We start from the raw sequence: 26656 nt of genomic DNA, 5'->3' as shown, positions 1-26656 counted from the left end.
TCTTACCGGGGGGGGGGGTCCGGCGGGGGGGCCGTGCCGGGGGGGGGGCCGGCGCTCGGGGGGGGGGGGGCGGGCCCCCCGGCCCGCGCCCACTGGTCCGAGCGGGAGGCGCCTTACTTCAGGGCCGACAGGGCCGCGTCGTAGTTCGGCTCGTCGGCGATCTCCGCCACGAGCTCGGTGTGCAGGACGTTGTCGTTCTCGTCCAGCACGACGACGGCGCGCGCGGTCAGGCCGGCCATGGCGCCCGCGGCGATGTCGACGCCGTAGGCGGCGTGGAAGTCGCGGTTGCGGAAGGTGGAGAGGGTCTTGACGTTCTCCAGGCCCTCGGCGCCGCAGAAGCGGGCCTGCGCGAACGGCAGGTCGGCCGAGATGCACAGCACGACGGTGTCGCTGAGCTCGTTGGCCTCGGCGTTGAACTTGCGGACGGAGGCCGCGCAGGTCGGGGTGTCGACGCTGGGGAAGATGTTGAGGACCTTGCGCTTGCCCGCGAAGTCCTTCAGCGACGCGTCGACGAGACCGGCACCGACGAGGGTGAACGAGGGCGCCTGGCTGCCCGACTGCGGCAGCTCGCCCGCGACCTGAACCGGGTTGCCCTTGAGGGTGACCTGAGCCATGAGGGTTTCTCCTCCAGATGGACCTGCTACGAAACGGCCACACCGCGAACCGTCTCGGGTGACCGGGGAACACGAAGATCCTACTGAGTGCGCCGAGGCGGTGGGAGTGCGTGCCCAGCCACCGGACACCCGCGCGGCCGACACGCCGCTGTACGGCCGCGCGACTGAACCTGTCCGCCCTTGGACCGAACGGCCGCAGGTGCCCGGCGCGCCTGTTGGTTGACGAAGTACCGCGGGGAGATCCTGACGGCGGCCGGAGGGCGCCACGCGTGTCCCCGGTCGGGCCGCCCGATCGAAGTCCGCCGCGCACTGTGCCGTCACTCCTGGGAGGTGTGGAGGTCATTCCCCGGTCCCCAGAGGTCGAGCGGCTGCTGCCGGCAGGCACAGGACGCGTCCGCCCCGGCCGGTGGGTGCGTACGGCGGGTGCGGTCGCGAGCGTGGTGGCCGTGGGCGTGCTGGTGGGCGGGGCGTCCGCGGCGGGCGCCGGGCACCACGGTGGTGGGCATCCGGCGGGCCCGGTGGCCGGTTTCTGCGTGTGCCTCCGGGTGGGCGGGACCGCTCCGGTCGAGGTCACCATCGCTCCGGAGCGTGACCACCACCGGCCTCCGCACCAGCATCACCGGCCGTGCCCCACCTCTGCGCCGACGCCGACGCCGACGCCATCGCCGACGCTTTCGGACAGCGCCGGCGCCGGGCGCCTGGACGGCGACGGCGACGATGACGAGCGCGGTGGCCACCACCACGGTGGTCACCACCATCACCATCATCACCACCTGCGTCCGTGCCCGAGTCCGACACCCACGCCTTCCCCTACTCCGACGCCCTCTCCCACTCCGACGCCCACTCCGACAGCCACCCCGCCGTCGAGCCCGTCCCCCACGCCACCACCCAGCCCCTCACCCACGCCGACTGCCTCACCGGTCCCCTCCACCACGCCGACGCAGACGCCCACCTCGCCCCCGCCCGTCGCCTCGCCGTCGCCCTCGCCGTCGCCGTCGCTTCCGAGTCCGTCACCTGTGCCGACCCCGCCCTCCGCTCCGCCGCCAGCCCCGACACCACCTCCGCCGGCGGCACCGGCACCCGCACCGGCACCCGCACCGGCACCCGCACCCGCACCCGCACCCGCACCCGCACCCGCAGCGCAGAATCCGGCCCCAGCCGCCGCTGCCCCCGCCGCCGGGCCCGCCCCCGCCGCAGCCAACCCGGCCGCCACCGAACCACAGCCGTCGCCCCGACCCACCGGGCCTGCGGCGGCCAGTCCGGTCACACCGGACACCCCCCGCCCGAGCCCGGCGTGGCCGACCCAGGCCCCCACCCGGGCGCCCACGTTCCGCGCAGCGCCGGCCGGCCCGACCACCGCGCCTCCGTACCACCCGGGCGTCCCGATGGCGGCCACCATGCTGCTGATCCTCGTGCCCGCGGTCATCGCGGCGGCGGCGCTGCGCCCGGGGCGCGGCCGAGGCGGCGGCCATGAGCAGGGCCGGCGATGACGCCTCGTCACCGGACGCCCCGACGCCCGCGTCGCAAGGACCGGGCCGCCGACCGTAGAAGCCAGCCAGTGAGAGGGAGTTCCGATGGGTCCATGGGTGGCGCTGGTCGTCGCCGCGGCCGCAGCGTGCCTCGTCGCCGGGGCGGTGGTGCTCCTGCGGCGCCACCAGAGCACCGAGCCGAGACACGACGAGACTCCGGACGTCATCGAGTACATCACGATGATGATCGGGATCGTCTACGCGATCGTCCTCGGGCTGGCGATCGCCGGCGTCTGGCAGGCGCGCGTCGCCGCCGAGGACGACGTGCTCCGCGAGGCCCAGGCGCTCCACGAGGTCGGGGACCGTGCGGCGGTCTACCCGCCCGAGGTCCGCGACAAGATCAGGGCGGACGTGGACGCCTACGTGTCGTACGTCGTCCGGGTCGAGTGGACGTACATGGGCGATCACGGAACGATCTCCGACAAGGGCACCCAGCTGCTCGAACAGGTCCGTGCCGACGTCGCCACCAGGCCGCCCACGACCGAGCTGGAGGCGCAGTCCTACCTGCCCATCCTGGACCGGATCACCGTCGCCGACGACGCCCGCAGCGCCCGCGGTCAGTACGCCGGCGCCACCATGCCCGGCCTGGTCTGGATCGGGCTGATCGCGGGAGCCGCCATCACCGTCGGCATGCTCTTCGCCCTCCAGATCCGCCACACGCCGCGGGAGCTGGCGCTGGCCGGGTGTTTCAGCGCGCTGATCGCCTTCCTGCTGTTCATGATCTGGGACTTCGACAACCCCTTCGGCGGGAGCGTCCGTGTCACCGCCAGACCCTTCATCGACCTGTTCCCCTACCTGGATCTCCGCAAGAACGGGTAGCACGGCACGGTTTCCACCCGTTCCACCCGTTCATCCCGTTCATCCCGTTCACACCTCGGTTCACCGATTGTCCGGAACCAGCCGACCGTCGGTAATGCCCGTTGTGCTCCCAATGCGCCCGGGACTACTGTCGGTCTTAGTGAACGAAACCGTTCCCTCCCGTCGTTCGCTCCCAAAGCCATTGGGGGACCTGCCATGGCCACCTCCCACGCCCTGGCCTCGGCTCCGCCGGCGTCCGCCCGCCGCGGCCAGCACCCGGGGATAGCGCTCACCGTCATCGCGGCCACGCAGCTCATGGTCGTCCTCGACATCACGATCGTGAACATCGCGCTGCCGCACATCCAGCGGGCGCTGAACTTCTCCACCACCAACCTGTCGTGGGTGATCAACGCCTACACCCTGACGTTCGGCGGGCTCCTGCTGCTCGGCGGGCGCACCGGCGACATCCTCGGGCGCCGGCGCGTGTTCATCGTCGGCGTGCTGGTCTTCTCCTTCGCCTCACTGCTCGGCGGCGTCGCGCAGAACGCCGCGTGGCTGCTCGCGGCCCGGTCGCTCCAGGGCCTGGGCGGCGCGATCGCCTCGCCGACGGCGCTCGCGCTGATCGCGACCAACTTCAAGGAAGGGCCCGAGCGCAACCGCGCGTTCGGCGTCTACTCGGCCGTGGCCGGTGCGGGCGGCGCGGTCGGACTGCTGCTCGGCGGCATGCTGACCTCCTGGCTGTCCTGGCGGTGGGTGCTGTTCGTCAACGTGCCGATCGGCATCGCGATCGCCCTGCTGGCGCCGCTCTACATCAACGAGTCCGAACGGCACCCCGGCCGCTTCGACCTCCTGGGCGCGTTCACGGCCACCACCGGCATGGTGTCCCTGGTCTACGGGTTCATCCGCGCCTCCGACCACGGCTGGACGGACGCGGTGACGCTCCTCGCGTTCAGCCTCGCCGTCGTCCTGCTCGCCGCGTTCCTGCTGAACGAACGGCGCGTGCCACAGCCGATCACCCCGCTGCACCTGCTGCGCAGCCGCAGTCGCGCGGGCGCGTTCGGGCTGATGCTGTGCCTCGCCGCGGCGATGTTCAGCATCTTCTTCTTCATCACCCTGTTCGTGCAGGAGATCCTCGGGTTCAGCCCGCTGCGGGCGGGCTTCGCGTTCCTGCCGATCAGTGTCGCCATCGTCGCCGCGGCGCAGTTCGCCGCCCGCAACCAGGTCCGGTTCGGGGCCAAGCCGTTCTTCGTCGTGGGCTCGCTGCTGGTGCTGGGCGGGGTGTTCTGGGCGACCAGGATCTCCCTCGACACGACATACGCCTCCGGCGTCCTCGGGCCGACGCTCCTGTTCGGCTTCGGCATGGGCTCGATATTCGTCCCGGTCATGCTGACGGTCGTGTCGCAGGTGGCCCCGCACGAGACGGGCGCGGCCACCGGCACGCTCAACGCGATGCAACAGGTGGGCGGTTCGCTCGGGCTGTCCATCCTGGTGACGGTCTACGGCACGGCGAGCCGCAACGAGGCGCAGCAGCAGGTCGCGAAGTTCCTCCACGCGGCGACGCCGCAACAGGCCCTCCAGTTCAGGGCCACCGGGAAGCTGCCGGCACCGTACTCGTCGGCGGTGCTGGTGCACGGCATCTCCCGGGCGTTCGAGATGGGGCTGGTGTTCGCGGTGCTGGCGGTGGTGATGGCGGTGTTCGTCATCAAGGTCCCCAAGGTCCCGGCCCCCGTCGCCGACAAGGCACCCGAACCCGCGGGCTAAGGCCGGGGGCCGGGGGCTACCCGGCGTACTCCAGCGGCGGCGCGATCGCCCGGGCGTCCACGCCCTCGCCCACCCACAGGCCCATCAGTCGAGTACTCGCTGACCGAGCTGGGGCGGACCCTCCTGGAGCCGATCGAGGCATTCGGCGCCTGGGCGTTCCGGCACGGCGACGACGTCATGGCGGCGAGGGAGCGGGCGGGGGAGTGAAGCGGAGGGGGCGGCGCGCGGCGGGGGCGGTCGCTCCGCGCCGTACTTGACAGGACATCAGGGCGTCGAGGACAGTCCATGTAGCAATGGTTTTCATCTTCGTTAACCGTTGACGCCTTCGGCACCACCAGCCCCACGCACCCCCGGGAAAGGACACCCCCATGTCGCTCGACGTCTCCCCCGCCCTCCTCGCCCAGGCCGCGCACGGCGAGGTCGACGAGGCCGACTTCGTCGAAACGGTCCGCACGTCGCTCCCCTACGCCTACCAGGTGGTCGCCGGCCTCAGCACCGAACTCGCCGCCGGCGACGAGGAGTTCGTCAACGACAACACCACCCCCACCGACGAGGAGCGCGCCCAGCTGCTCCGCGCCCTCGCCAGCAACGCCATCCGCGGCAGCCTGGAGCGGCACTTCGACGTGACGCTCGCGTTCGTCAACTGCCACCGCGTCGCGGCCTTCCGGCCCGGTGCCGAGACCAGCGAGGCGTACCGGGAGTTCACGTCCCTGCACAACCAGATCCGCAACCAGAGCCCGGAGCTGCGCAGCTGCTGACCTCCGGGTGACGACGGGCCTCCGCACCGTGGGCGGGGGCCCGTCGTGTTGCGCCGTGTGGCGGACGGGTTGCGACTGCGTTGACGGTCCGCCGGCGATCTTGTGGGGCGGTGGACGGCATGCGTAGGTTCGACCCGTACCCCTTGAACGTCCCGTCGCCCGCCCGGAGGCCGCCATGCCGTCGTCGACCACCCCACGACCGCTGCGCAAGCTCGGCTTCCTCACCATCGGCCTCTTCGACGAGGCCGACCCGCGCCGCGGCCACGAGACCACCCTCGAACTCATCGAACTCGGCGAACGCCTCGGCTTCGACAGCGCCTGGCTGCGCCACCGCCACCTCCAGTACGGCATCTCCTCCCCCGTCGCCGTCCTCGCCGCCGCCAGCCAGCGCACCCGCCGCATCGAGCTCGGCACCGCCGTCACGCCCCTCGGCTGGGAGAACCCGCTGCGCCTCGCCGAGGACCTCGCCACCGTCGACGTGCTCTCCGGCGGCCGGCTCAACGCGGGTGTCAGCGCCGGCCCGCCCGCCCACTACGACCGGGTGCGCGGCGCCCTCTACCCCGACACCGGCGACCACCAGGACTTCGGCCCGGCCCGCGCCCGGCGCCTGCTCGACCTCGTCCGGGGCGAATCCGCCTCCGACTTCGCCGGGACCGAGGGCATCGAGGTGTACTCGCGGCGCGTCCAGCCGCACTCCCCCGGGCTCGCCTCCCGGATCTGGTACGGCGCCGGGAGCCTGCGCTCGGCGCGGTGGGCGGGCGAGAACGGGCTGAACCTGCTGATCAGCAGCGTCGTGAAGCCGGAGGAGGAGGCCGAGTCGTACGACTTCGCGGCGATCCAGCTCGCCCTCGTCCGCGCCTTCCGCGCCGCCCACCCGGACGGGGACCGCGCCCGCGTCTCCCAGGGGCTCGTCGTGATCCCCACCGACAGCGCCACGCCCGCCCAGCGCGCCACGTACGAGGCCTACGCCGCCTCCCGGGCGCCCCGGACCGGGATACCGCAGGGCCCGGCCCGGCTGCTGTTCGAGCGCGACTTCGTCGGCACGACGGACGAGCTCGTCGAACAGCTCCACGCCCACGCCTCGTTCCGGGAGATCGACGAGGTCGCGTTCGCCCTGCCCTTCACCTTCGCCCCCGAGGACTACGTCCAGATCCTCACCGACCTCGCCACCCGCCTCGGCCCCGCCCTCGGCTGGAAGCCGGCCGACCGGGACCGCTGAAGGTTCGGCCCCCATAGCGGCCGGAACGGACAGCAACCCGGGCGAGCTGGGAATTGCGCGGCGCCGTGACTCTCAGAACTCGCCCGTAGCCAGCTCCACGTCGAGCGGCGCGGGCAGCCGAATGGGGAAGCCGAGGGGGTACGGGCCCTCGACGAGGGTGTAGTCGGGCTCGCCGGGCCGGGTGAAGAGGGTCCACGTGCGTTCCCCGCGGTCGACCAGGAGGTAGACGGGGGCGCCGAATTGCGCGTGGCGGCGGCGCTTCGAGGTGGCGTGGTTCGTGTCGGTGCACCCCGGCGGGACGACCTCGACCACGAGGAGCGTCTGTTCGGGCAGCAGCGCGCCTTCCGTCCTGGCCAGTGCCGCCGGTATCACCGCCAGGTGCGGGACGTAGCGGTTCGCCGTGCCCGGGAAGTCGAGGTCGCCGGAGCCCGCGAACAGGCCGAGCTCGCGCAGGCGCGGGCGGAGCTGCTCGCGGATGGCGGAGGCGACGTTCGAGTCGGCCCAGGAGCGGCGGACGGGCGCGACGACGCCCTCGATCAGTTCGGTGTGCACGCCCGGAGGCTACCGGGAGGGTCGGACACGCCCCCTCTGGCCAGATGACTAAGCGCTTGCTTAGACTCACGCTCACGTGTCATCGCCGTACCGACTGGAGGCGCCCCCATGTCCGCTGTCAATCGCCAGGTCCGTCTTGCCCGCCGGCCCGTAGGGGAGGTGCGCGACGGGGACTGGGAGCTGGTCGACGGCGCGGTCGGCGAGGCCGGGGACGGGGAGTTCGTCGGGCGGACGCGCTTCGTGTCGCTCGACCCGGCGATGCGCGGGTGGCTGGACGACCGGCCGTCGTACCTGCCGCCGGTGGGGATCGGCGAGGTCATGCGGGCCGGGTCGGTGGTCGAGGTCGTCGCGTCGCGGCACCCGGGGTTCAAGGTCGGCGACCACGTCGTGGGCGCGTTCGGCGTGCAGGAGTACGCCGTGTCGGACGGCAAGGGCGCGCTGCGCGTCGACCCGTCGCTCGCGCCGCTCTCGACCTACCTGGGCGCCCTCGGCATGCCCGGCATGACGGCGTACTTCGGCCTGCTGGACGTCGGCGCGCTCAAGGAGGGCGAGACGGTCGTGGTGTCCGGCGCCGCCGGGGCCGTCGGGACGATGGTCGGCCAGATCGCCAAGGTCAAGGGCTGCCGGGTGATCGGGATCGCCGGCGGGCCGGAGAAGTGCGCCCTGCTCACCGACGAACTCGGCTTCGACGCCGCCGTCGACTACCGCGCCGAGGACGTCCGCAAGGCGCTGCGCACGCACGCCCCGGACGGCATCGACGTCTACTTCGACAACGTCGGCGGCGACATCCTCGACGCCGCCCTCAGCCGCCTCGCGATGCACGCCCGCGTCGTGATCTGCGGGGCGATCAGCCAGTACAACAACGAGACCGCCGTCCAGGGCCCCTCCAACTACCTGTCCCTGCTGGTGCGCCGGGCCCGCATGGAGGGCTTCGTCGTCTTCGACTACGCGCGCCGCTACGCCGAGGCCGCGGCCGAGATCGCCGGCTGGATCGGCGAGGGCCGGATCAAGGTCAAGGAGCACGTGGTCGAGGGCGCGGTCGACGACTTCCCGCAGACGTTCCGGATGCTGTTCAGCGGCGAGAACACCGGGAAGCTCGTCCTGCGGCTGCCGTGAGCACCCGGCGGGGTGTTCGCCGTGATCATCATGGTGAGCGCCCCGCCGGACGAGTGCCGGTGCGAGGGACGCCCGGCCGGAAATCTTGCGGTGGCGGGCCTGGTGCGGCCGGACGAAAACCACCGATTTGGTACAGAGCGGTATCTCTCTGTGAGCATGGGCGGTCGCTCCACCGAGCGCAGCAGGACCAGGAAAGGCGCACCACCCCCATGCAGACCAGCCCGGCCGTGACCCGGCAGGCTCCCCGGCCGACCCCGCCCACCGACGCGGGCCCCGCCACCCCCTCCCCCTCCCGTTCGGGCGGGCGGTTCGGCCTGCCGACCGCGACCGCGCTCGTGATGGGGAACATCATCGGCGGCGGGATCTTCATGATCCCGGCCGCCGTGGCGCCGTTCGGGACGGTCAGCCTGGTCGCGTTCGCGGTGCTGACCGTGGGCGCGATCGCGCTCGCGCTCGTCTTCGGGCAGCTGGCCCGCCGCAACCCGCGCACCGGCGGTCCCTACGTCTACGCCCGTGAGGCGTTCGGCGACTTCGCCGGGTTCATCTCCGCCTGGTCGTACTGGATCACCACGTGGGTCAGCAACGCGGCGCTCGCCGTCGCGGCCGTCGGCTACCTCGACGTGCTGGTCCCCGTCCAGCACTCCACCGTGGTCACCATCGCCGCCGCGCTGACCGTGCAGTGGCTGCCCGCGCTGGCGAACCTGGCCGGCACCCGGTACGTCGGGGTCGTCCAACTCGTCTCCACCGTCCTCAAGTTCATCCCGCTGGCACTGGTCGCGGTGGGCGGCCTCGGCTTCTTCGACCCGAAGAACCTCGGCCCGTTCGACGCCTCCGGCCAGGGCGTGGTCGGCGGCATGACGGCCGCCGCGGCGATCCTGCTCTTCAGCTACCTGGGCGTCGAGTCGGCCGCGATGAGCGCGGGCAAGGTCCGCGACCCCGAGCGCAACGTCGGCCGGGCGAGCGTCCTCGGCACGGCGGGCGCGGCCCTGGTCTACCTGCTCGGCACGCTGGCGGTGTTCGGCACCGTCGCACACGACGAGCTCGTCCACTCCTCCGCGCCGTTCTCGGACGCCGTGAACGCGATGTTCGGCGGCTCGTGGGGCGGGACGGTCATCGCCGTGGCCGCACTGATCTCGATGACGGGCGCACTCAACGGCTGGACGCTGCTGGCCGCGCAGGCGCCGTACGCGGCCGCCAAGGACGGGCTGTTCCCGGCCGCGTTCGCCAAGGAGAAGCGCGGGGTGCCGGTGCTCGGCGTCGTGGTCAGCGTGGCGCTGGCCTCGGTGCTGACGGTGCTCAACTTCGCGTCCGGCGCGAAGGGCGCGTTCGACGCCCTCGTGCTGATCACCACCTTCACCGCGACCGTCCCCTACCTGCTCTCCACCGCCGCCCAGCTCTACTGGCTGGTGCGCGGCGGGCGCGAGGTGGCCGGCGCCCGTCTCGTCCGCGACGCGGTGCTGGGCCTGGGCGCGTTCGGCTTCTCGCTGTGGCTGGTCGCGGGCGCCGGGTACGCGGCCGTCTACCAGGGCGTGCTGTTCCTGTTCGCGGGCATCCTCGTGTTCGTCTGGATGTCCGGGCGCCGCAAGGACTGACGCCCTCGGGTAGGGAGAACCCCCTCAGGCCGGGAGCGCCCGGTGGTACTTGTCCGCCGCAAGTACCGCCGGGCGCTTCCTCGTTGTCCCGGCCCGAAGGAGACGCCCCAGGACACGCCCTACCGCAGGGGCAGGGTGAACCAGGTGGTCTTGCCCACCTCGGCGGGCCGGGTGCCCCAGCGGTGGGACAGGGCCTCGACGAGGGTGAGGCCGCGGCCCGACTCCTCGTCCGTCTCGGCGAGCCGGGGGTGCGGCAAGTGGGGGCTGTGGTCGGTGACTTCGACCACCAGTTCGGCCGGATGGCAGCGCAGGTGCAGGCGGACGGGGCCCTTGCCGTGCTGGATGGCGTTGGTGAGCACCTCGGAGGTCAGGAGCTTGACGTCGTCGGTCAGGTGGCCGTGGTTCCAGGAGCCGAGGACCTTCTCGACGAAGGCCCGCGCCTCGGCGGAGGAGGTCGGGACGGCGGGCAGCTCGATCGCGGCCGTGGCGTCCGGGGCCGCGGGGACCTGGGCCAGCAGGAGCGTGACGTCGTCGTCGTAGCCGGGGACGGGCGGGAGCAGCGTGGTCAGGATGTGGTCGGCCACGGCTTCCAGGTCGCCGGGGTCGGGGGTCGTGTCGATGGCGGACATGAGGGTGTCGAGGCGGTCCTCGATGTCGCACCCGGGGGCCTCGATCAGGCCGTCGGTGAACAGCGCGAGCAGGGTGTGCGGCGGCAGGACGGCGGACGTCTGCCGGTGGGGGACGCCGCCCACGCCCAGCGGCGCGCTCACCGGCGCCGGCAGGATCCGGGCCGCGTGGCCGGGGGTGGCGGCCAGGATCGGGAGGTGGCCGGCCGAGCAGACGGACACCTCCCGGGTGTCGGGGGCGATGACCAGGTAGCAGCAGGTGACGAGCTGGTCGGGGACCGCGAGGTCGCCGACGACCGTCTCCAGGGACTGCATCAGGTCCCGCGGCTCCATGCCGGTGATGGCCAACGCGTGGGCGGCCGAGCGCAGTTGACCCATGACGGCGGCGGCTTCCAGGCCACGGCCCATGACGTCGCCGATGAGGATCCCGACCCGGCCGGCGCCCAGCGGGATGAGGTCGAACCAGTCGCCGCCGACGCCCGCTCCCTGGGTCGCCGGCCGGTAGCGGTGGGCGGCGGTGAGCCCGGGTATGGCGGGCGGGGTGCCCATCAGGCTGCGCTGGAGGGTGAGGGCGATGTGCCGCTGCTGCTCGTAGAGCACGGTGAGTTCGGCCTCCGCCGCCTTGCGGTCGCTGACGTCGCGGACGGCGGCGGAGAACAGGAGGCCGTCGCTGGTCTCCAGCGGGCTGAGGCTGATCTCGACGGGGAACTCGGTGCCGTCCTTGCGCAGCCCGCGCAGGTCCAGGCCCGCGCCCATGGGCCGCACCTGCCGGTTGGCCGCGTAGTCGTCGCGGTGCCGGGCGTGGTGGGCGCGGAAGCGGCCCGGGATCAGCAACTCCACCGGCCGTCCCAGGAGTTCCTTGCGACCGTAGCCGAACAGCGCCTCGGTCTGGGCGTTCACGAGCGTGATCGTCCCGGTGTCGTCCACGATGACCATCGCGTCCGGCGCCGCTTCCAGCAGTCCGCGGAACCGCTCCTCGGCGGCCGGCGAGCCGCCCTTGCTCTCCCCCTGGGCCTTCGCTGATCTGTGCGCCTTGCCCATGTCGACCCCAGATGCGTTGTGCTGTACGAGTTTCGAAAGCCAATACCACCGCAACGGGACCGTGTCGCAGGACAGTTGACTCCATTTGCCGCATCACGAGCGAACCGGCTCCGAGTCCGACCGGAAGCAACCGTTCGCGACCTGCCCCCGGTCGGCGGCGCGCCGTCGGGCACGGCGCAGCAATCCGGTACCGCCGGTGGGCCGCCCTGAGGGAGACTCGCCTGGACGACGAGGAGAGGAAACCATGGCACGACCTGCAGTCGGGGCGGCCCCGAACCGCTGCGACGAGTGCGGCGGCTACGAGTACGGCGGCGCGCCCGTCTGCCCGGCCTGCCGGGCGCTCGTCGACGGCATCGTCGAGGACGAATGGTCCGTGTTCCTGGCCCGCATGGGAGCGGTCGGCGAGCGGGACGCGGCGGCCCTCGCCGAGATGGTCGCGGCCGAACCGGACCGGCACGACTGGCGCGTGGTCGACGCCGCCCTCGACCGCCTGACCTGCCCCGACTGCGGCGACCGGCTCGCCCGCGGCCCGCTCGGCTGCGCCGCCTGCGACCTCGCCCACGGCTTCCGCTACGCCGCGATCGAGACGGACCGCCCGGGCGTGCCGTGGGGCAACGAGCACGGCGTCCGCGTCAACGTCTCCGTCGTGCGCCGCCCGCACGTGACCTCGGCCGACGAACTCCTCGCCCGCCGCCTGACGCTGCCCCTCCTCCTGGCGGGCCACCTGCCGACGACCGCAGAGGCGCAGCGGATGAGCGCCCTGATCCGGCAGGCCCCGGCGGCGCGGCGGGCGGAGGTCATCGCGGAGGCGGTGGAGGAGATGCTGCGGCGCACGGCGGGCCGAGGGTGATCGATTCAGATCGCCGGACCGATCCGCGGGAGGACGACGTTCCGGCCGAGTCCGAGGACGGGCGCCGGCTCGCCGCCCTGCCCCGGGAGTGACGGGGCCTATCGGAGGGTCTCGGGAACTCCCGGGGTGAGCCAGTGGAGGCGGTCGGCGAGGCCCGCGGCGGTGAAGTGGGCGGTCGTCTCCTCCGGGCCCTCGGTGAAGTGCTCCCACGACGCGTAGTGCAGCGGGACCACGCGGCGGGCGCCGAGGGAGCGGGTGAGGGCGGCGGCCTGGGCCGCGTCCATGGTGATGAGCTCGCCGCCGCCGAACGCCTCGATGCGCGCGGCGCCGAGGTGGAGGAAGGCGGTGCCGATGCGGAACCGCCGTCCGATCTCGTCGAGTTCGGGGATGTGGACGGTGTCGCCCGAGACGTAGACGGCCTCCTCCTCGCCGGGCGCCTCGATCACGAAGCCCGTCACGTCGCCGACCGGGCCGTGCAGGCAGGGCGTGCCCGTGACGCGCAGCGTGCGGCCGTCGACGGTCAACTCGTGCGTGGCCCACGGCGCGAGGCCGACGGCTCCGCCGCCGAGGCGGCCCGCGCCGCTGACGGTGGTGAGCACCGGGCGGCCGTCCAGCAGCGTGCGGCCGGTGGCGTCGAGGTTGTCGGGGTGCTCGTCGTGGCTGAGCAGGACCGCGTCCGCCTCCGGCAGCCGGTCGGCGTCGACCGCCGGGCCGGCGGTGCTCTGCAGGGTGACGGGGCCGCGCCGGTACTCGGCGGGCGCGGGGTCGAAGGCCGGGTCGGTGAGCAGCCGCAGGCCGCCGATCTCCAGCAGGGCGGTGGCGGTGCCGATGTGGGTGACGGTGATGGTCACGTGTTCTCCGTGATTCAAGTGACGGTGACGCGGAAGCGGCGTCGGTATGCGGTCGGGGTGGCGCCGAGGTGGTCGCGGAAGACGCGGTGGACGGTCTCGACCGAGCCGAAGCCGCAGGCGCGCGCGACGGCGGGCAGGGGCTGGTCGGTCCGTTCGAGGAGCCTGCGCGCGGCCTCCAGGCGCAGCTGCTCGACGTAGGCGCCGGGCGTGGTGCCGGTCTCGGCGCGGAAGACCCGGGCGAAGTGCCGTTCGCTCATCGTGACGCGGGCGGCGAGCACGGGTACCGAGAGGTCGGCGTCGAGGTGGTCGGCGATCCAGCGGCGCAGGGTGCGCAGGTCGGCGCGGCCGCCGGTGCAGTGGGTCAGCGGGACGCTGAACTGGCTCTGGCCGCCGGATCGCTGGAGGTACATCACCATGACGCGGGCGATGTCGAGCGCGAGGTCGTCGCCGTGGTCCTCGGCGACGAGGGCGAGGGTCAGGTCCATGGAGGCGGTGAGGCCCGCGCTGGTCCAGATCCGCCCGGAGCGGACGAACACCGGGTCGGCGTCGACCACGACGGCGGGGTGGTCGGCCGCGAGGCGGTCGGCGGTGGCCCAGTGGGTCGTCGCCCGGTGCCCGTCGAGCAGCCCGGCCGCCGCCAGCACGTGCGCGCCGGCACACACGGAGGCGACGCGCCCCGCCTGCGGCCCGACCTCGCGCAACCACGCCACGACGGCGTCGTCCACGCGCGGCACGGGCCCGTCCGCCCCGATGTCCACCCGCCCGGGCACCAGCAGGGTGTCCGGGCGCACCGGGGGTTCGCGCAGCGTCTCTCCGACGTGCAGCGGGATGCCCGAGAACGTCTCGACCAGCCCCGCCCGCTCGGCGCGGAACCGGATGTCGTACCCGGCCGAGCCCGGTGGCAGCAGCCTGGTGGCGAGCGCGAGGACCTCGGCCGGTCCGGTGACGTCCAGCGCGTTGATCCCGGCGAAGACCGGGATCACGACGAGGTGCGGGAGAGGTGCGAGCTCGCTCATGCCCCAAGCCTTGCCCGCGGCCGGTGGTGGCGGCAATGACGGGAGTGTGCAGGATCCGGACACGGGGGCGGAGCGCCGGCGACGGGCCGGGCTGCTTCCAGGGCAGGGGCCGGGTGGGGGTCCGTCAGTCGGTCTTCAGCAGCGTCAACACCGCCGCCCGGACGCGGGTGTCCGTCGCTGCGGGGTCGGTGGGGCCGAGTTTGCCGTCGAGGTGGAGGAAGGCCAGGCCGTGGACCAGGGCCCACACGGCCGTCGACATCGCCTCGCAGTCGGCGGCGGGGAAGGTGTCGCGGACGATCGCGGCCACGTAGTCGTGCATCGCGGCGGTGGCCGCCGCGCGTTCCGTGTTCTCGGGGTCGCAGGGCTCGGCGAACATCGCCCGGAACAGGGCCGGGCGCTCGATCGCGAACCGGACGTAGGCGGCGGCGACGGCGGCCAGGTCCTCGGGGTCGCGCGGGGCGGGGTGTGCGGCGGTGAGCCGGGTGCCGAGCTCGCGGTAGCCCTGGGCGGCGACGGCGGAGAGCAGCGCGTCGCGGTCGGCGAAGTGGCGGTAGGGGGCCGTCGCCGAGACGCCGGCCCGGCGGGCGACGGCGCGCAGCGACAGTGCGGCGCTGCCGTCCTCCTCCAGGAGCTCGCGCGCGGCGTGCAGGCAGGCGGTGCGCAGGTCGCCGTGGTGGTAGGAGCCGGTCTGCTGTGGCATGCGTCACCCTCTCGATGTTTGCACTGCTTACATCCTCGGCCTAATGTGAGCAGTGCAAACATTGTAGCCGAGGGTGAGGAGACCCCGATGGCTCACGACCTCTTCGCACCGCTGGCCCTGGCCTCGGGCGCGGTCCTGCCCAACCGGATCGCCAAGGCGGCCATGGAGGAGAACCTCGCCGGCCACGGCCAGCTGCCGGACGAGCGGCTGCTCGCCCTCTACCGCGCCTGGTCCGCGGGCGGCAGCGGCCTGCTGATCACCGGCAACGTCATGGTCCACGCCGAGGCGCTCACGGGCCCCGGCGGCGTCGTGCTCGACGCCGACACGCCCCTCGAACCCTTCACCGCGTGGGCCGCGGCGGCCAAGTCCGGCGGCGCCCGGGTCTGGATGCAGATCAACCACCCGGGCCGCCAGGTGCCGTCCGGCCTGCCCGGCGTGGTCTGGGGCCCGACCGACCGCGGCGTCGACCTCGGCCGGCACAGCGGCCGCTTCGGCCGTCCCACCGCCATGACGCCCGAGCAGATCGCCACCACCGTGGAGCGCTTCGCCACCACCGCCCGCCGCGCCGCCGAGGCCGGCTTCGACGGCGTCGAGATCCACGCGGCCCACGGGTACCTGCTCTCGCAGTTCCTCTCACCCCTGGTCAACACCCGCACCGACGCCTGGGGCGGCCCGCTCGAACACCGCGCCCGGATGCTGCTCGACGTGGTCCTTGCCGTGCGCGCCGCCGTCCCGCCGCGGTTCGCCGTCGCCGTCAAGCTCAACTCCGCCGACTTCCAGCGCGGCGGCTTCGACCTCGACGACGCCCGCCAGGTCATCGCCATGCTCGCGCCCCTCGGCGTCGACCTCGTCGAACTCTCCGGCGGCAGCTACGAGAGCCCCGCGATGACCGGCCGCCCCGCCGACGACCGCACCCGGGCCCGCGAGGCGTACTTCCTGGACCTCGCCGCCGACCTCGTCCGCACCAGCCCCCTCCCGCTCATGCTCACCGGCGGCATCACCCGCCGCGACACCGCTGAGCAGGCCCTCGCGGACGGCATCGACGCCATCGGCATGGGCACCGCCCTCGCCGTCACCCCCGACCTGCCCCGCCGCTGGGCCGACCGTGCCGAAGCCGACCGCGCCCTGCGCCCGGTCACCTGGTCCGACAAGGCCCTCGCCTCCGCCGCGAGCATGGCCCTCGTCCGCCACCAGCTGCGCCGCCTCGCGCACGGCCGCACGCCCGCGCCGCGCACCCGCCCCGCGCTGGCACTGCTCGCCGAACAGCTCCAGCAGCGCACGGCACTGCGGCGGTACCGCACCTGGCTGGCCGCCCGACAGCCGTCGGCCGGGTAGCCGCATATCCGGCGCGGCGCTCCGCCCCCCGGCGCGCCTTAGCGGGACCTGGCCCTTCGCCGGCTACCGGATGACCGGCCTGTCCAACACCGAGGAGAAGCTCAACGGCTTCGGCCGCAAGGCCCCGTGGCTCCTCGAAGACCGCCTGCGCGCCAACGGCGCCGACTACGTCAAGGCCCGCCTGCCCCTCCTCCCGTTCACCGTCGCCGACCGCAACCTCCACACCGGGCAGAACCCCGCCTCGTCCGCACGACTGGCGAGGCAGCTCATCGAGGCCGTCGGGTCTCCTGCCCGGTAGTCCGCCCCGGCGCGGTGACGATCGACGCGAAGGCCGCCACGATCGCCTGAACGCACCGGATCGCTCTCGTTCGGGTGATCTTCCGGTCCTACGGCCGATGTGTCCTCGGACCGGCCCCTACCGTGCCGATCGTGAACGTCCGCGTCCGGCGCCGGCGCCGGGCCCTGACACACCGACGCCGACAGGAATGCGGAAGCCACCATGAAGATCGCCGAACCACAGCAGAACCCGGCCGACACCACGACCCCGAAGGCCCGCGTCTACGCGATGCTGGACACCGACGGGGACGGCGTCGCCTCCCGCCACGACTACTTCGTCCGCATCGAACGCGCCCAGCAGGCCAGCGGACGCGGCGACGACGACCCCCTCGTCATCGCCGCCCGCGCCACCGGCGAACGCGCCTGGGCCGCGATGGACTCCAACGGCGACGGCGTGATGACCTACCAGGAGTACGTCGCCTGGGTGGACGCCGACAAGTTCGACAACGTCTGCCAGTACGCCCTGGGTGCCATGTTCGACCTCGCCGACGCCGACCGGGACGGCGCGCTGGGCCGCGCACAGTTCACGTCGCTGCGCCAGGCCCTGGGCAACGCGGCCGACAACGCGGACGCCGCGTTCGACGCCCTCGACGCCGACGGCGACGGACGCGTCGGCCGCCAGGAGTACCTGGCGTCGATCCGGGCCTACATCACGGGTGACGCCTCAGCCATGGGCGACGCCCTGTACTGAGGGCGGCCGCACGTCGGGGTCCGGATCCGGTGAACGGGCCCGGCCCCGGTCGGCGCAGCGGGGCCGCCCGGCCTACCAGGCCGCTCCCGCGTACGGGCGGGACCACAGCGACACCTGCAGCGTGACGGCCTTGAACCACGCCTGGTGCATCGCCTCGACCTGCTCCTCCGGGTGGCCCTTGGCCGCGAGGAACGGCCGCATGGTCGCCGTGATCGGGTAGATGAACGCGATCATGTAGCGCAGCGGGATGTGCGGGACGGACCGGGCGCCGTCGGTGGTGTTCTTCTTCGCCGACGTGTGGCGCAGCGCGATCTCCTCCTGCTGGGCGAGCCAGCGGGCGTCGTAGGGGCGGGTGCAGGTGTCGGCGATCCACTGGCCGAAGCGGCGGCGGACGGCGGCCAGGTATTCGGGGACGGGCGTGCCTTCGGGGGTGGAGAAGTAGGCGAGCAGGTGGGGCTGCGAGCCGACGAAGCCGTACCAGACGTCCAGGATCTGCTCGGTCTGGTCGGCCAGGACCTCGCCGGCGAGCTTGAGTGCGGCGACGTCCGCGTCGGAGAACAGGGTTGCCGCGGCGAGGCCTTCGAAGTCGCCGCCGGTGACCGGTGATCCGGGCAGCTCGGGGTCGTCGTAGCGGTAGCCGGGAATGGGCGCAGGCGTCATGGCCGTCCTCTGGTCCTTGAACCGGTGGACTCCAATTAGGAGTCCTAACTACTGCGAAGCTACCAATGCCCCGAGGCACGGCGCAAGGACCTGCCCGGCAGCCGTCCAGGGTGAGTTGACGGACGATCAGCGCGCTGCGGGCTCGTGCTCCGGGCAGTCGACCCGCAGGTCCGCCGCGCCGAGCGGGGCCTCCAGCAGCCCGCACCACTCCCCCGCCCGGCCGTCCGGGTGCTCGTCGCCCAGGAAGCGGCAGGTCAGGCAGGTACGGGCGACGGTGATCCGCCCGGTGCGGTTCAGCGAGGCGATCGCCTCCAGCAGGACACGCAGCGCGGTGGCCCGGTCCTCCGGCGCGCTCGCGGACAGGCCGGCGGTGAGCGGATCACGCCAGCCGTGCAGCCGTTCGGCGACCTCCCGGCCGGGTCCCGTCGGCACCCAGGACGAGCGCCGGTTGTCGGCGACGTCCGGCACCGACTCCAGCAGCCCCTTGCGCACCAGGGCGGCGGCGGCATCGCTGACGGTCGGCGCCGACACCTCCAGCCAGCGCGCGAAACTCCCGGTGCTCTGCGGTCCCGCCGTCGGGGAGGTGACCCGCAGCAGCAGCTGCGCCTGGGTGACGGAGAGCCCCTCCCGCTTGGCGGCGTCCCGCAGCATCGCCCGCCCGGCGTCCCCGAGCCGCTCGACCGCGTCGATCAACCGAGCGTCGAGGGAGTCGGGTTCACGTTCCGCACCACCCACGGGGGATTCCTTTCCTACCGGCGGCCGGCCAGTCTATTCAGCACGGACGGCCGGCGGGGCGGACGTGCGGGCAGAGCCCGCAGCAGCGGCACCGACGTGGCGAGGACGAACGCGCCGAACAGCGTGATCGGCAGCAGCCCGACCGGGCGCAGCAGCCACGCCGGGTCCTCCCGCAGCTGCGGCCAGTTGACGATCCAGTTGGCGACGACGTCCAGCGCCATCACCGCCCGGCCCAGCCGCACCCCGGCCGGGCGGACGAGTGCCACCAGCGCGGCGACCAGGGGGTCAAGCACCACCAGGGCGACGAAGTACACCTGGAGCGGAAGCGGGGCGAAGGAGGCGTAGACGTGGATCCCGCCGTTGACCAGGTCGAGCGCGTGGGCGGTGGTGCCCTCCAGGAAGCCGGTCAGGTGGGCCGCAAGGACCCACCGCACCCAGCGCGGCTGCGCCCGCCACCGTTCCCGCGTACCCCGCAGTCCCCCTGTCACATGATCACCCTAACCGAGCCGCCGACCGTCGGAACGGCCGGTGGCCCGGCGGGTGCACGCCGTCACTCCCGCAGCTGCTCCGGGTCGGCCGCCAGGATGCGGCGGACCTGGTCGAGCAGGGCGCTGGGGTCGTGCTCGGGGCCGCGTTCGTCGATGCCGCTGCCGCGCAGGGCGTCGGCGATCTCCTTGAACTGGACGTCCCAGTCGTTCTGGTAGACCTGTTCGTGCTCCTCCGCCGCGTGCGACTGGCGCAGTCCGACGGTGCGGTCGACGACCTTGCCGATCAGCGCCGTCATCGCGAACGAGAACAGGCCGATCACCAGCACCGCCACCAGCTGCTTGCCGAGCAGGTCCCAGCCGCCGCCGTAGAACAGGCCCTTCTTGCCGGTCATCGCGCCGGTCGCCGCGAGGCCGGCCATCACCATGCCGAACAGGCCGCCCCAGCCGTGGATGCCGACCACGTCCAGGGTGTCGTCGACGCCGAAGCGGTACTTCCAGCTGATCGCGAAGGCGCAGGTGAGCCCGGCCAGGAAGCCGATCACCGACGCCCACAGCGGGGTGACGTCGCCGGCCGCCGGGGTCATCGCGACCATGCCGGTGACCGCGCCCATGCTGATGTCGAGCAACCCGACCTGGCGGGTGCGCCACCAGCTGGTCACCGCCCAGCCCGCCATGGCCGCGCCGGCGGCGAACTGGGTGTTGACGAAGGCCATCGCCGCCGCGCCGGGCACGCCCAGCGAGGAGCCGGTGTTGAAGCCGAACCAGCCGAACCACAGCAACGCGAGGCCGATCACCACGAGCGGCAGGTTGTGCGGGCGGATCGGCTGGCGCTCGAAGTCCTCGCGCCGTCCGGCGACCGCCGCCAGCGCCAGCCCGGCCGCGCCGGAGGCGAGTTCGACGACCGTGCCGCCGGAGAAGTCGACCGCACCGAGCCGTGCGGCGACCCAGCCGTCCGGGGCGAACACCCAGTGCGCCATCGGGACGTAGACCAGCAGGGTCCAGGCGGAGGCGAAGACCAGCCAGCCCTTCATCTTCGCCCGGCCTGCCACCGAGCCGCTGATCAGCGCGACCGTGACGATGGCGAAGGACATGTGGAAGACGGAGAAGGTCACCGTCGGGGTGTCGCCGGTGCGGCTGGTCAGGCCGACGCCGGACATGAAGACGTGGTCGAGGTCGCCGATCACCCCGAGCCCGCCCGCGTCGTGGCCGAAGGCCAGGCTGTAGCCGAGCGCGAACCAGATGATGCCGACCAGCACCACGCAGCCGAAGCACATCTTCAGCATCGCGATGACCTGGCCTGTCTTCACCATGCCGCCGTAGAAGAACGCCAGTCCGGGCGCCATGAGCAGCACCATGGCGGCGGCCATGATGAGCCAGGCGGCGTTGCCGGTGTCGAAGCTCTGGGGCATCACTTCTCCTGCTCACGCCGTTCGAGGACCTGCCGGAGCTCGGCCAGCAGCTCGGCGTCCACCGTGCTGGAACCGGCCTCCGCGCCACTCGCGCCCACGGTGACGGGCACCCGGGCCGCGGTCAGCCGCCGGCGGATCTCGGCGATCGTCTCGTCGTCGTACGCCTGCTCCTCCTCCGCGCCGGGCACGTGCTCGTACTCCTCGGCGGCCCGGAAGCCGACGGTCTTCTCGATCACCTGGGCGATCAGCCACGTCACGCCGAACGAGAAGGCCGCGCAGACCACGACGCCGACGGCCTGACGCCACAGGAGGTCGACGCCGCCGCCGTACAACAGGCCCTTCTTCCCGCTCATCTGGAAGGTGGCGAACACGCCGATGCCCAGCACGCCGACGATCCCGCCCCAGCCGTGCACGCCCACCACGTCGAGCGTGTCGTCGTAGCGCAGCTTGTACTTGAGGTTGATCGCGAAGGCGCAGACGACGCCCGCGACGAAGCCGATCACCAGCGCGCCGACCGGGGAGACCTCGCCGCAGGCCGGGGTGATGGCCACCATGCCGGCCACGGCGGCGGAGGCGACGCCGAGCATCTCGACGTGCCCGAGGCGCCACTTCTCGATCAGCGGCCAGCCGACCATCGCGCCGCACGCGGCGAGCTGGGTGTTGAGGAAGGCCATCGGCGCGGTGCCGCCGGTCTGGAGGGCGGACCCGGCGTTGAAGCCGAACCAGCCGAACCACAGCAGCGCGAGGCCGACCACGACCAGCGGCAGGTTGTGCGGGCGGATGGTCTCGCGCTCGAAGTCCTTGCGCTTGCGGACCACGATCGCGACGGCCAGGCCGGCCGCGCCGGAGTTGATCTCCACGGGCATGCCGCCGGCGAAGTCGAGCGCGCCGAGGTGCGCGGTGATCCAGCCGTCGGGCGCGAACACCCAGTGCGCCATGGGCACGTAGACGAACAGCGTCCAGGCGACGACGAACCACAGCCAGCCGCGCATCGTCGCCCGGCCCGCGATCGAACCGCTGATCAGGGCGACGGTGATGATCGCGAAGGCCATCTGGAAGGCCGAGAAGACGACGGTCGGGATGGAGCCGCTCAGGCTGTTCATCCCGATGTCGTGCATCATCCAGTGCGCGGGCGAGCCGATCAGGCCGAGGCCGCCGACGTCCTTGCCGAAGGCCAGGCTGTAGCCGATCGCCAGCCACAGCATGGTGACCAGGGCCAGGCAGACGAAGCTCATCTTGAGCATGACCAGCACGTGCTTGGTCTTGACCATGCCGCCGTAGAAGAAGGCGAGGCCGGGGGTCATCAGCAGCACCATGGCCGTACTGGCCATGAGCCAGGCCGTGTTGCCCGTATCGGGAGTGTTAGGCATCCGAGGTCTCTCCGGGTCGGGGAGGAGTGTGCGGGGCGCGCAGCATGATGGCCATCATTCCGCAATGCGGAAATACAATTCCGCCAGACGTCGAGGAAGGTAGAGGTGCCGCCGGGGTCCGTCAACAGCTTGTTGAGGGACTTGGCCGTTTCTTTGACAACCCGTGGCCTCGGCCTTCCGTCCGGCCCGACTGTGCGGCCACCCGACCGGGAAGCCCGCGCACCGTGTGGATCACCAGTGGTCTACCGGCGGGTCGGCCACCAGGCTGTGCCCTCATGAACAGATCCACCCTGACGGCACTCGCCGGTGCGACCGGCCTGCTCGCCGCCGCCCTCGTCCCCGCCGCCGCATCCCCCGCGTCCGCAGCCCCCGCCGGGTCGCCCTGCGGCACCGGCGGAGTCCTCACCACCGCCACGCCCGCCTGCACGTACACCGCCGCGGGCACGGACAGCTTCACCGTCCCGAACGGCGTCAGCGCCGTGACCGTCGACCTGTTCGGCGCCGAGGGCGGCAGCGCGGCCGGCTACGTCCTCCCCAACCCGGCGAACACCGGCGCACCCGGCGGCCTCGGCGGCGAGTCCCGCGCGACGCTCGCGGTGGTCCCCGGCCAGACCCTGCAGATCACCCTCGGCGCGGCCGGCGTCCCCGGCAGCTCCCGGCACGGTGAGTTCGCCCGCCCGGGCGGGTACGGCCACGGGACGGGCGGAGGCGGCGCGCACGGTGGCGGCGGCTCCGGCGGTGGTGGCTCCGACGTCCGCACCGGTGCCTTCGGCGCCGACGACCGGGTGCTGGTCGCGGGCGGCGGTGGCGGCGCGGGCAACGGCGGGCCGCTGCTGCACGGCGGAAACGGCGGCGGCCCGGCCGGCGAGCCCGGCGGCCAGGGCGGCGGCCCCGACGGCTCGGGCGTCGCGGGCGGCGGCGGGAGCCGGACCGCCCCCGGCACGGGCAGCCCAAACTCCGCCCTCGGCGGCCCCGGCACGCCCGGCGGCGACTACGACATGTGGACCGGCCTCTACAACCCGGGCAGCGGCGGCTCCGGCGGCAACGGCGCCCGCGGGGGCAACGGCGGCGGTGGCGGCGGAGGCGGCTACTTCGGCGGCGGCGGGGGCTCCGGCGGCGGCAACCCCGGCAACCTCTACGGCGCCGGCGGGGGCGGCGGCAGCAGCTACGCCGCCCCGGACGCCACGGGTGTCGCGCTGCTCCAGGGCGTCAACCACGGCGGCGGGCGGGCCGTCGTCTCGTACCGGTACGACACCGCCACGGCGGTGTCCGCCGACACCGCGACGCCGCTGTTCGGCCACCCGGTCACCGTCACGGCGTCCGTCGCCGCGGCCGACCCCGCGACACCCACGCCGACCGGGACGGTCACGTTCTCCGACGGCACGGTGCCGTTGGCCACCGTGCCGCTGACCGACGGCCGCGCGAGCTTCACCACCGCCGCCTTCCAGCCCGGCAGCCACCCGGTCACCGCCACGTACGGCGGCGACCCGGGCCACGCGCCGAGCAGCGCACCGGCGGCGGACGTGACGGTCGGCTTCAGCACGCCGTGCCTGACGGCGGCCCACCACGGCCCGCTGACCGTCGCCTCCGGGGACGCGCTGTGCCTGGCGGCGGGCGCCACCCAGGACGGCCCGGTGACCGTCCGGCCGGGCGGCGCACTGGCCGTCTCCGGGGCGGAGATCCACGGGAAGCTGTCGGCGGACGGGGCCCTCGCGCTCACCATCTGCCGATCCACCCTGGCGGGTGCCGTCACCGTCCACGGGAGCAGCGGCCTCGTCCGCATCGGGTCGGCCGTCGAAGCCGACGGCTGCGCCGGCAACGAGATCCACGGCCGCCTGACGGTGGACGCCAACACCGGAGGCGTCGAGGTCTCCGCCAACACCGTCACCGGCCCCCTGGGCTGCGAAGGCAACGAGCCGGAGCTGCGCCAGGCCGACAACACGACGACCGGCCCGCGCACCGGCCAGTGCCGGTAGCCCCCTGAACCCGGCCCGGCCCCGGCTACTCCCCGGTGGTCCCGTCGATGCTCTCGCGGAGGAGGTCCGCGTGGCCGTTGTGGCGCGCGTACTCCTCGATCATGTGCGTGAGGACGTAGCGGAGCGTGAAGACCTCGTCGCGCCAGTGCACGACGGCGTCCAGCGACTCCGCCGCATCGACCGTCGCCCGTGACCGCGCGCACTCCTCCTCCCAGATCCTGAACGCCTCGTCCGGATCGGCGCCGTCGACGTCGAACTCGGCGAAGGGGCCGGGGGCGCGGCGGGGCCAGTGCGCGGGGACGTCCTCGCCGGTCACCACGTTCCGGAACCAGCTCCGCTCGACCTCGGCCATGTGCCGGACCAGCCCGAGCAGGGACAGTCCCGAGGGCGGCACGGCCCGCTGCCTGAGCTGTTCGGCCGTCAGCCCCGCACACTTCCACGCCAGCGTCTCGCGCTGGTACTGGAGGAAGCCGGTCAGCGACGTCCGGTCGTCGGCCACCCGCGAGGGCTCGGCCCGCTTGTGATCATCCATCGGCCCATCATGCCCGCCCCGACGCGGAGCGGGCGAGCCGGTTTCCGCGCCGGCGCCGGATCCGAACCCGCGTGCTGCCACGCCGGATCCGCCCTCCCGGAAGTCGGCTGACGAACCGTCCATCCAGCACGTGGGACAACCGGCGGCCAGGGCGCCGGAGACGTCTCCAGTTTGCCCTGTCCGGCTTCTCAAAGCCCTGTTCAGGGCCCTGGGACAGCCCTGGGACGGGGCACGGGCCCTCCCGGCCGGGCGCGGACTTCAACAAGATGTGTCGCTGTCGGCCGCTGTGCGACGCCCTCCGCAAGACCTGCACGGACGGCCGCGCCAACCCACCCTCATCTTCGGAGCGTCCCCCTTGAGTGGATCCCTTCCGGCCCGCCGCCGGATATCGCTGGGCCTGAGCCTGGCCACCGTGCTGACCGGCGTCGGCGCTTTCACCGCGACCGCCACCGGCGCCGCCTCGGCGACTCCCGCCCCGCCCGTCGGCAGCCCGGTCAGCATGACCTCGGCCGCCTGTCCGGCCGATCTCCAGCAGGGCGAGGCCGACGGCTGCGTCACCCAGCTCCAGCTGGAGCTGAACCTCTCCGGCGCCGTCCAGGTGGGCGTCGACGGCCAGTTCGGCCCCGCCACCTACAACGCCGTCGTCAGCTTCCAGGCGGCGCACGGCCTCTCCCCCGACGGCATCGTCGGCCCGGCGAGCAAGGCCGCGCTGGACCGGCTCGCCGGCGGCGTCTCGGGCACCGTCGACCTGAACTCCTCCTGCGCGACCATGTCCCTGGGGTCGAGCGGCGCCTGCGTCTACACGCTGCAGACGGCGCTCAACGGCTTCGGCGCTGGCATCGGCGTGGACGGCCAGTTCGGCCCCGGCACCGACACCGCCGTCCGCACCTTCCAGAGCAACCACGGCCTCGTCTCCGACGGCATCGTCGGCCCGGCCACCAAGGCCGCCCTGTACGGCACATCCGGCAGCGGCTCCGACCTCAACCTGCTCAGCGACTGCGGTCAGCTCCAGCAGGGCAGCCAGGGCGGCTGCGTCACCACCCTCCAGCAGTTGCTCAACGGCTTCGGCGCCGGCATCGGCGTGGACGGCCAGTTCGGCCCCGGCACCGACACCGCCGTCCGCAGCTTCCAGTCCTCGCACGGCCTCGCGGCCGACGGCATCGTCGGCACCGACACCAAGAACGCCCTCTACGGCACCGGCTCGGGCGGCGGTTCGTCGTCGACCGGCACCGACCTGCGCAGCCAGTGCGGCATCCTGCAGAGCGGCTCGACCGGCAACTGCGTCTCCACCCTCCAGGCCATCCTGAACAACCTCGGTGCGGGCATAGGCGTGGACGGCCAGTTCGGCCCCGGCACCGACACCGCCGTCCGCAGCTTCCAGTCCTCGCACGGCCTCGCGGTCGACGGCATCGTCGGCCCGGCGACCAAGAACGCCCTCTACGGCGGCGGCACCGGCCCCGTCTCGACGGGCACCCCGCCCTCCAGCGGCCCGCTCGACACCAACAAGGTCCTGAACGCCGCGAAGTCCTTCGTCGGGTACCCGTACGTGTGGGGCGGCGGCCACTCGCTGCGCGGCGAGGGCCCCGGCCCGTCCCTGGGCACCTGTGACGGCTACACCGGCTCGATCCAGCCCTGCCCGGCCAACACCACCGTCGGCCTGGACTGCTCCGGCCTGGTCCGCGCCGCCTACTGGTTCGGCGCCGGGATCGACCTCGGGCACGGCGGCAACACCGACGACCAGACCTGGGACCGGCACACCCTGCCCATCTCGGAGTCCCAGCGCCAGCCCGGTGACGTCGAGTACTTCGGCAACGGCCCCCACTCCACCCACCACGTCGTCATCTACGCCGGGACGGACCCGAACACCGGTGCGGACATGATGTACGAGGCACAGCAGACCGGCACCGACGTCCACTACGTCGGCCTGCGCACCGGCGGCTACTGGTACCACGTCGTGGCCTGACCCCGGCGGATCCACCACGCCGTGGGGGGCCCCGGGGGGTGCCGGGGCGGCCCCCGCCGGGCACCCCGGCGGGGCGGCGGGCCCCCCCGCGGGGGGGCCGAAGAAACCCGGGGGACCCCCCGCCGGCGGGGGGGCGGC

Annotated in this window: 25 protein-coding genes and 1 pseudogene; 14 read left to right on the top strand and 12 right to left on the bottom strand. The window is 73.2% G+C overall.

All coding sequences use genetic code 11. The annotated features are described in order from the left end of the window. Positions 1–113: 113 nt before the first annotated feature. A complete protein-coding gene (gene tpx, locus ACFXDE_RS04240; protein WP_359965739.1) occupies positions 114–614 on the bottom strand; it encodes a thiol peroxidase in 501 nt (166 codons plus the stop codon). A 781-nt stretch (positions 615–1395) separates the two neighbouring features. Here tpx and ACFXDE_RS04235 point away from each other — a divergent pair. From ACFXDE_RS04235 to ACFXDE_RS04210, 6 genes are all read left to right on the top strand, one after another. After that, a complete protein-coding gene (locus ACFXDE_RS04235) occupies positions 1396–2088 on the top strand; it encodes a hypothetical protein (RefSeq protein ID WP_380490713.1) in 693 nt (230 codons plus the stop codon). A gap of 100 nt (positions 2089–2188) precedes the next feature. Next, positions 2189–2962, top strand: a complete 774-nt coding sequence (locus tag ACFXDE_RS04230) for a hypothetical protein (RefSeq protein ID WP_380490712.1) — start codon at positions 2189–2191, stop codon at positions 2960–2962. A 195-nt stretch (positions 2963–3157) separates the two neighbouring features. Continuing rightward, entirely contained in the window at positions 3158–4702 is a 1545-nt protein-coding gene (locus ACFXDE_RS04225) for an MFS transporter (RefSeq protein ID WP_380490710.1), read from the top strand. A 99-nt stretch (positions 4703–4801) separates the two neighbouring features. Then, positions 4802–4909, top strand: a complete 108-nt coding sequence (locus ACFXDE_RS04220) for a hypothetical protein (RefSeq protein WP_380490866.1) — start codon at positions 4802–4804, stop codon at positions 4907–4909. A 161-nt stretch (positions 4910–5070) separates the two neighbouring features. After that, on the top strand, positions 5071–5460 hold the full coding sequence (locus ACFXDE_RS04215) for an SCO5389 family protein (RefSeq protein ID WP_380490708.1): 390 nt from the start codon (positions 5071–5073) through the stop codon (positions 5458–5460). Positions 5461–5635: 175 nt separating this feature from the next. Beyond that, positions 5636–6679, top strand: coding sequence for an LLM class flavin-dependent oxidoreductase (locus tag ACFXDE_RS04210; protein WP_380490706.1), 1044 nt, complete (start codon positions 5636–5638; stop codon positions 6677–6679). 72 nt (positions 6680–6751) lie between these two features. On the opposite strand, the gene ACFXDE_RS04205 is transcribed toward ACFXDE_RS04210, so the two are convergent. Next, positions 6752–7231 (bottom strand): Uma2 family endonuclease, encoded by a 480-nt coding sequence (locus ACFXDE_RS04205; protein WP_380490704.1) that lies wholly within the window; start codon positions 7229–7231, stop codon positions 6752–6754. 108 nt (positions 7232–7339) lie between these two features. On the opposite strand from ACFXDE_RS04205, the gene ACFXDE_RS04200 reads away from it, so the two are divergent. Next, positions 7340–8347 (top strand): NADP-dependent oxidoreductase, encoded by a 1008-nt coding sequence (locus ACFXDE_RS04200; RefSeq protein ID WP_380490702.1) that lies wholly within the window; start codon positions 7340–7342, stop codon positions 8345–8347. 209 nt (positions 8348–8556) lie between these two features. Next, entirely contained in the window at positions 8557–9939 is a 1383-nt protein-coding gene (locus ACFXDE_RS04195) for an amino acid permease (protein WP_380490700.1), read from the top strand. 119 nt (positions 9940–10058) lie between these two features. Here the strand turns inward: ACFXDE_RS04195 and ACFXDE_RS04190 are convergent, their stop codons facing one another. Continuing rightward, on the bottom strand, positions 10059–11606 hold the full coding sequence (locus ACFXDE_RS04190; RefSeq protein ID WP_380490698.1) for a SpoIIE family protein phosphatase: 1548 nt from the start codon (positions 11604–11606) through the stop codon (positions 10059–10061). Between the two features lie 244 nt (positions 11607–11850). On the opposite strand from ACFXDE_RS04190, the gene ACFXDE_RS04185 reads away from it, so the two are divergent. Next, positions 11851–12456, top strand: a complete 606-nt coding sequence (locus ACFXDE_RS04185; RefSeq protein ID WP_380490696.1) for a hypothetical protein — start codon at positions 11851–11853, stop codon at positions 12454–12456. A gap of 98 nt (positions 12457–12554) precedes the next feature. Here the strand turns inward: ACFXDE_RS04185 and ACFXDE_RS04180 are convergent, their stop codons facing one another. The 3 genes from ACFXDE_RS04180 to ACFXDE_RS04170 form a co-directional block, all read right to left on the bottom strand. Further along, positions 12555–13307, bottom strand: a complete 753-nt coding sequence (locus ACFXDE_RS04180; RefSeq protein ID WP_380490693.1) for an MBL fold metallo-hydrolase — start codon at positions 13305–13307, stop codon at positions 12555–12557. A 14-nt stretch (positions 13308–13321) separates the two neighbouring features. Next, positions 13322–14323 carry a GlxA family transcriptional regulator gene (locus tag ACFXDE_RS04175; RefSeq protein WP_380490690.1) on the bottom strand — a complete coding sequence of 334 codons (1002 nt, stop codon included), beginning with the start codon at positions 14321–14323 and terminating at the stop codon, positions 13322–13324. Between the two features lie 124 nt (positions 14324–14447). Further along, positions 14448–15023 (bottom strand): TetR/AcrR family transcriptional regulator, encoded by a 576-nt coding sequence (locus tag ACFXDE_RS04170; RefSeq protein WP_380490688.1) that lies wholly within the window; start codon positions 15021–15023, stop codon positions 14448–14450. Positions 15024–15110: 87 nt separating this feature from the next. On the opposite strand from ACFXDE_RS04170, the gene ACFXDE_RS04165 reads away from it, so the two are divergent. The 3 genes and pseudogenes from ACFXDE_RS04165 (at position 15111) to ACFXDE_RS04155 (ending at position 17385) form a co-directional block, all read left to right on the top strand. Next, positions 15111–16358 (top strand): NADH:flavin oxidoreductase/NADH oxidase family protein, encoded by a 1248-nt coding sequence (locus ACFXDE_RS04165; protein ID WP_380490685.1) that lies wholly within the window; start codon positions 15111–15113, stop codon positions 16356–16358. A gap of 43 nt (positions 16359–16401) precedes the next feature. Next, positions 16402–16656, top strand: a pseudogene (locus tag ACFXDE_RS04160) (type 1 glutamine amidotransferase domain-containing protein); the annotation flags it as partial. A 201-nt stretch (positions 16657–16857) separates the two neighbouring features. Then, entirely contained in the window at positions 16858–17385 is a 528-nt protein-coding gene (locus ACFXDE_RS04155) for an EF-hand domain-containing protein (RefSeq protein WP_380490682.1), read from the top strand. A 72-nt stretch (positions 17386–17457) separates the two neighbouring features. On the opposite strand, the gene ACFXDE_RS04150 is transcribed toward ACFXDE_RS04155, so the two are convergent. From ACFXDE_RS04150 to ACFXDE_RS04130, 5 genes are all read right to left on the bottom strand, one after another. Continuing rightward, positions 17458–18045, bottom strand: a complete 588-nt coding sequence (locus ACFXDE_RS04150; protein WP_380490680.1) for a protoglobin domain-containing protein — start codon at positions 18043–18045, stop codon at positions 17458–17460. A gap of 126 nt (positions 18046–18171) precedes the next feature. Further along, positions 18172–18780 (bottom strand): MarR family winged helix-turn-helix transcriptional regulator, encoded by a 609-nt coding sequence (locus ACFXDE_RS04145; RefSeq protein ID WP_380490678.1) that lies wholly within the window; start codon positions 18778–18780, stop codon positions 18172–18174. A gap of 14 nt (positions 18781–18794) precedes the next feature. Beyond that, the gene (locus ACFXDE_RS04140) at positions 18795–19268 is read right to left on the bottom strand and encodes a hypothetical protein (protein WP_380490676.1); all 474 of its coding nucleotides are present in this window, start codon (positions 19266–19268) and stop codon (positions 18795–18797) included. 62 nt (positions 19269–19330) lie between these two features. Further along, entirely contained in the window at positions 19331–20677 is a 1347-nt protein-coding gene (locus tag ACFXDE_RS04135; RefSeq protein ID WP_380435412.1) for an ammonium transporter, read from the bottom strand. After that, positions 20677–22047 carry an ammonium transporter gene (locus ACFXDE_RS04130; RefSeq protein ID WP_380490673.1) on the bottom strand — a complete coding sequence of 457 codons (1371 nt, stop codon included), beginning with the start codon at positions 22045–22047 and terminating at the stop codon, positions 20677–20679. The genes ACFXDE_RS04135 and ACFXDE_RS04130 overlap by 1 nt, the downstream gene beginning before the upstream one ends. A gap of 275 nt (positions 22048–22322) precedes the next feature. Here ACFXDE_RS04130 and ACFXDE_RS04125 point away from each other — a divergent pair, with 275 nt between their 5' ends. Further along, positions 22323–24023 carry an Ig-like domain-containing protein gene (locus tag ACFXDE_RS04125; protein ID WP_380490671.1) on the top strand — a complete coding sequence of 567 codons (1701 nt, stop codon included), beginning with the start codon at positions 22323–22325 and terminating at the stop codon, positions 24021–24023. Positions 24024–24048: 25 nt separating this feature from the next. On the opposite strand, the gene ACFXDE_RS04120 is transcribed toward ACFXDE_RS04125, so the two are convergent. Beyond that, a complete protein-coding gene (locus ACFXDE_RS04120; protein WP_380490668.1) occupies positions 24049–24555 on the bottom strand; it encodes a DinB family protein in 507 nt (168 codons plus the stop codon). A gap of 355 nt (positions 24556–24910) precedes the next feature. Here ACFXDE_RS04120 and ACFXDE_RS04115 point away from each other — a divergent pair, with 355 nt between their 5' ends. Then, a complete protein-coding gene (locus ACFXDE_RS04115; RefSeq protein ID WP_380490666.1) occupies positions 24911–26518 on the top strand; it encodes a peptidoglycan-binding protein in 1608 nt (535 codons plus the stop codon). The last annotated feature ends 138 nt before the right edge of the window (positions 26519–26656 follow it).

Source organism: Kitasatospora sp. NPDC059408 (genome assembly GCF_042751525.1).
Lineage (GTDB): Bacteria > Actinomycetota > Actinomycetes > Streptomycetales > Streptomycetaceae > Kitasatospora.
Note: the sequence above shows the minus strand (reverse complement) of the source record. Positions and strands in the feature narration are given on the sequence as shown.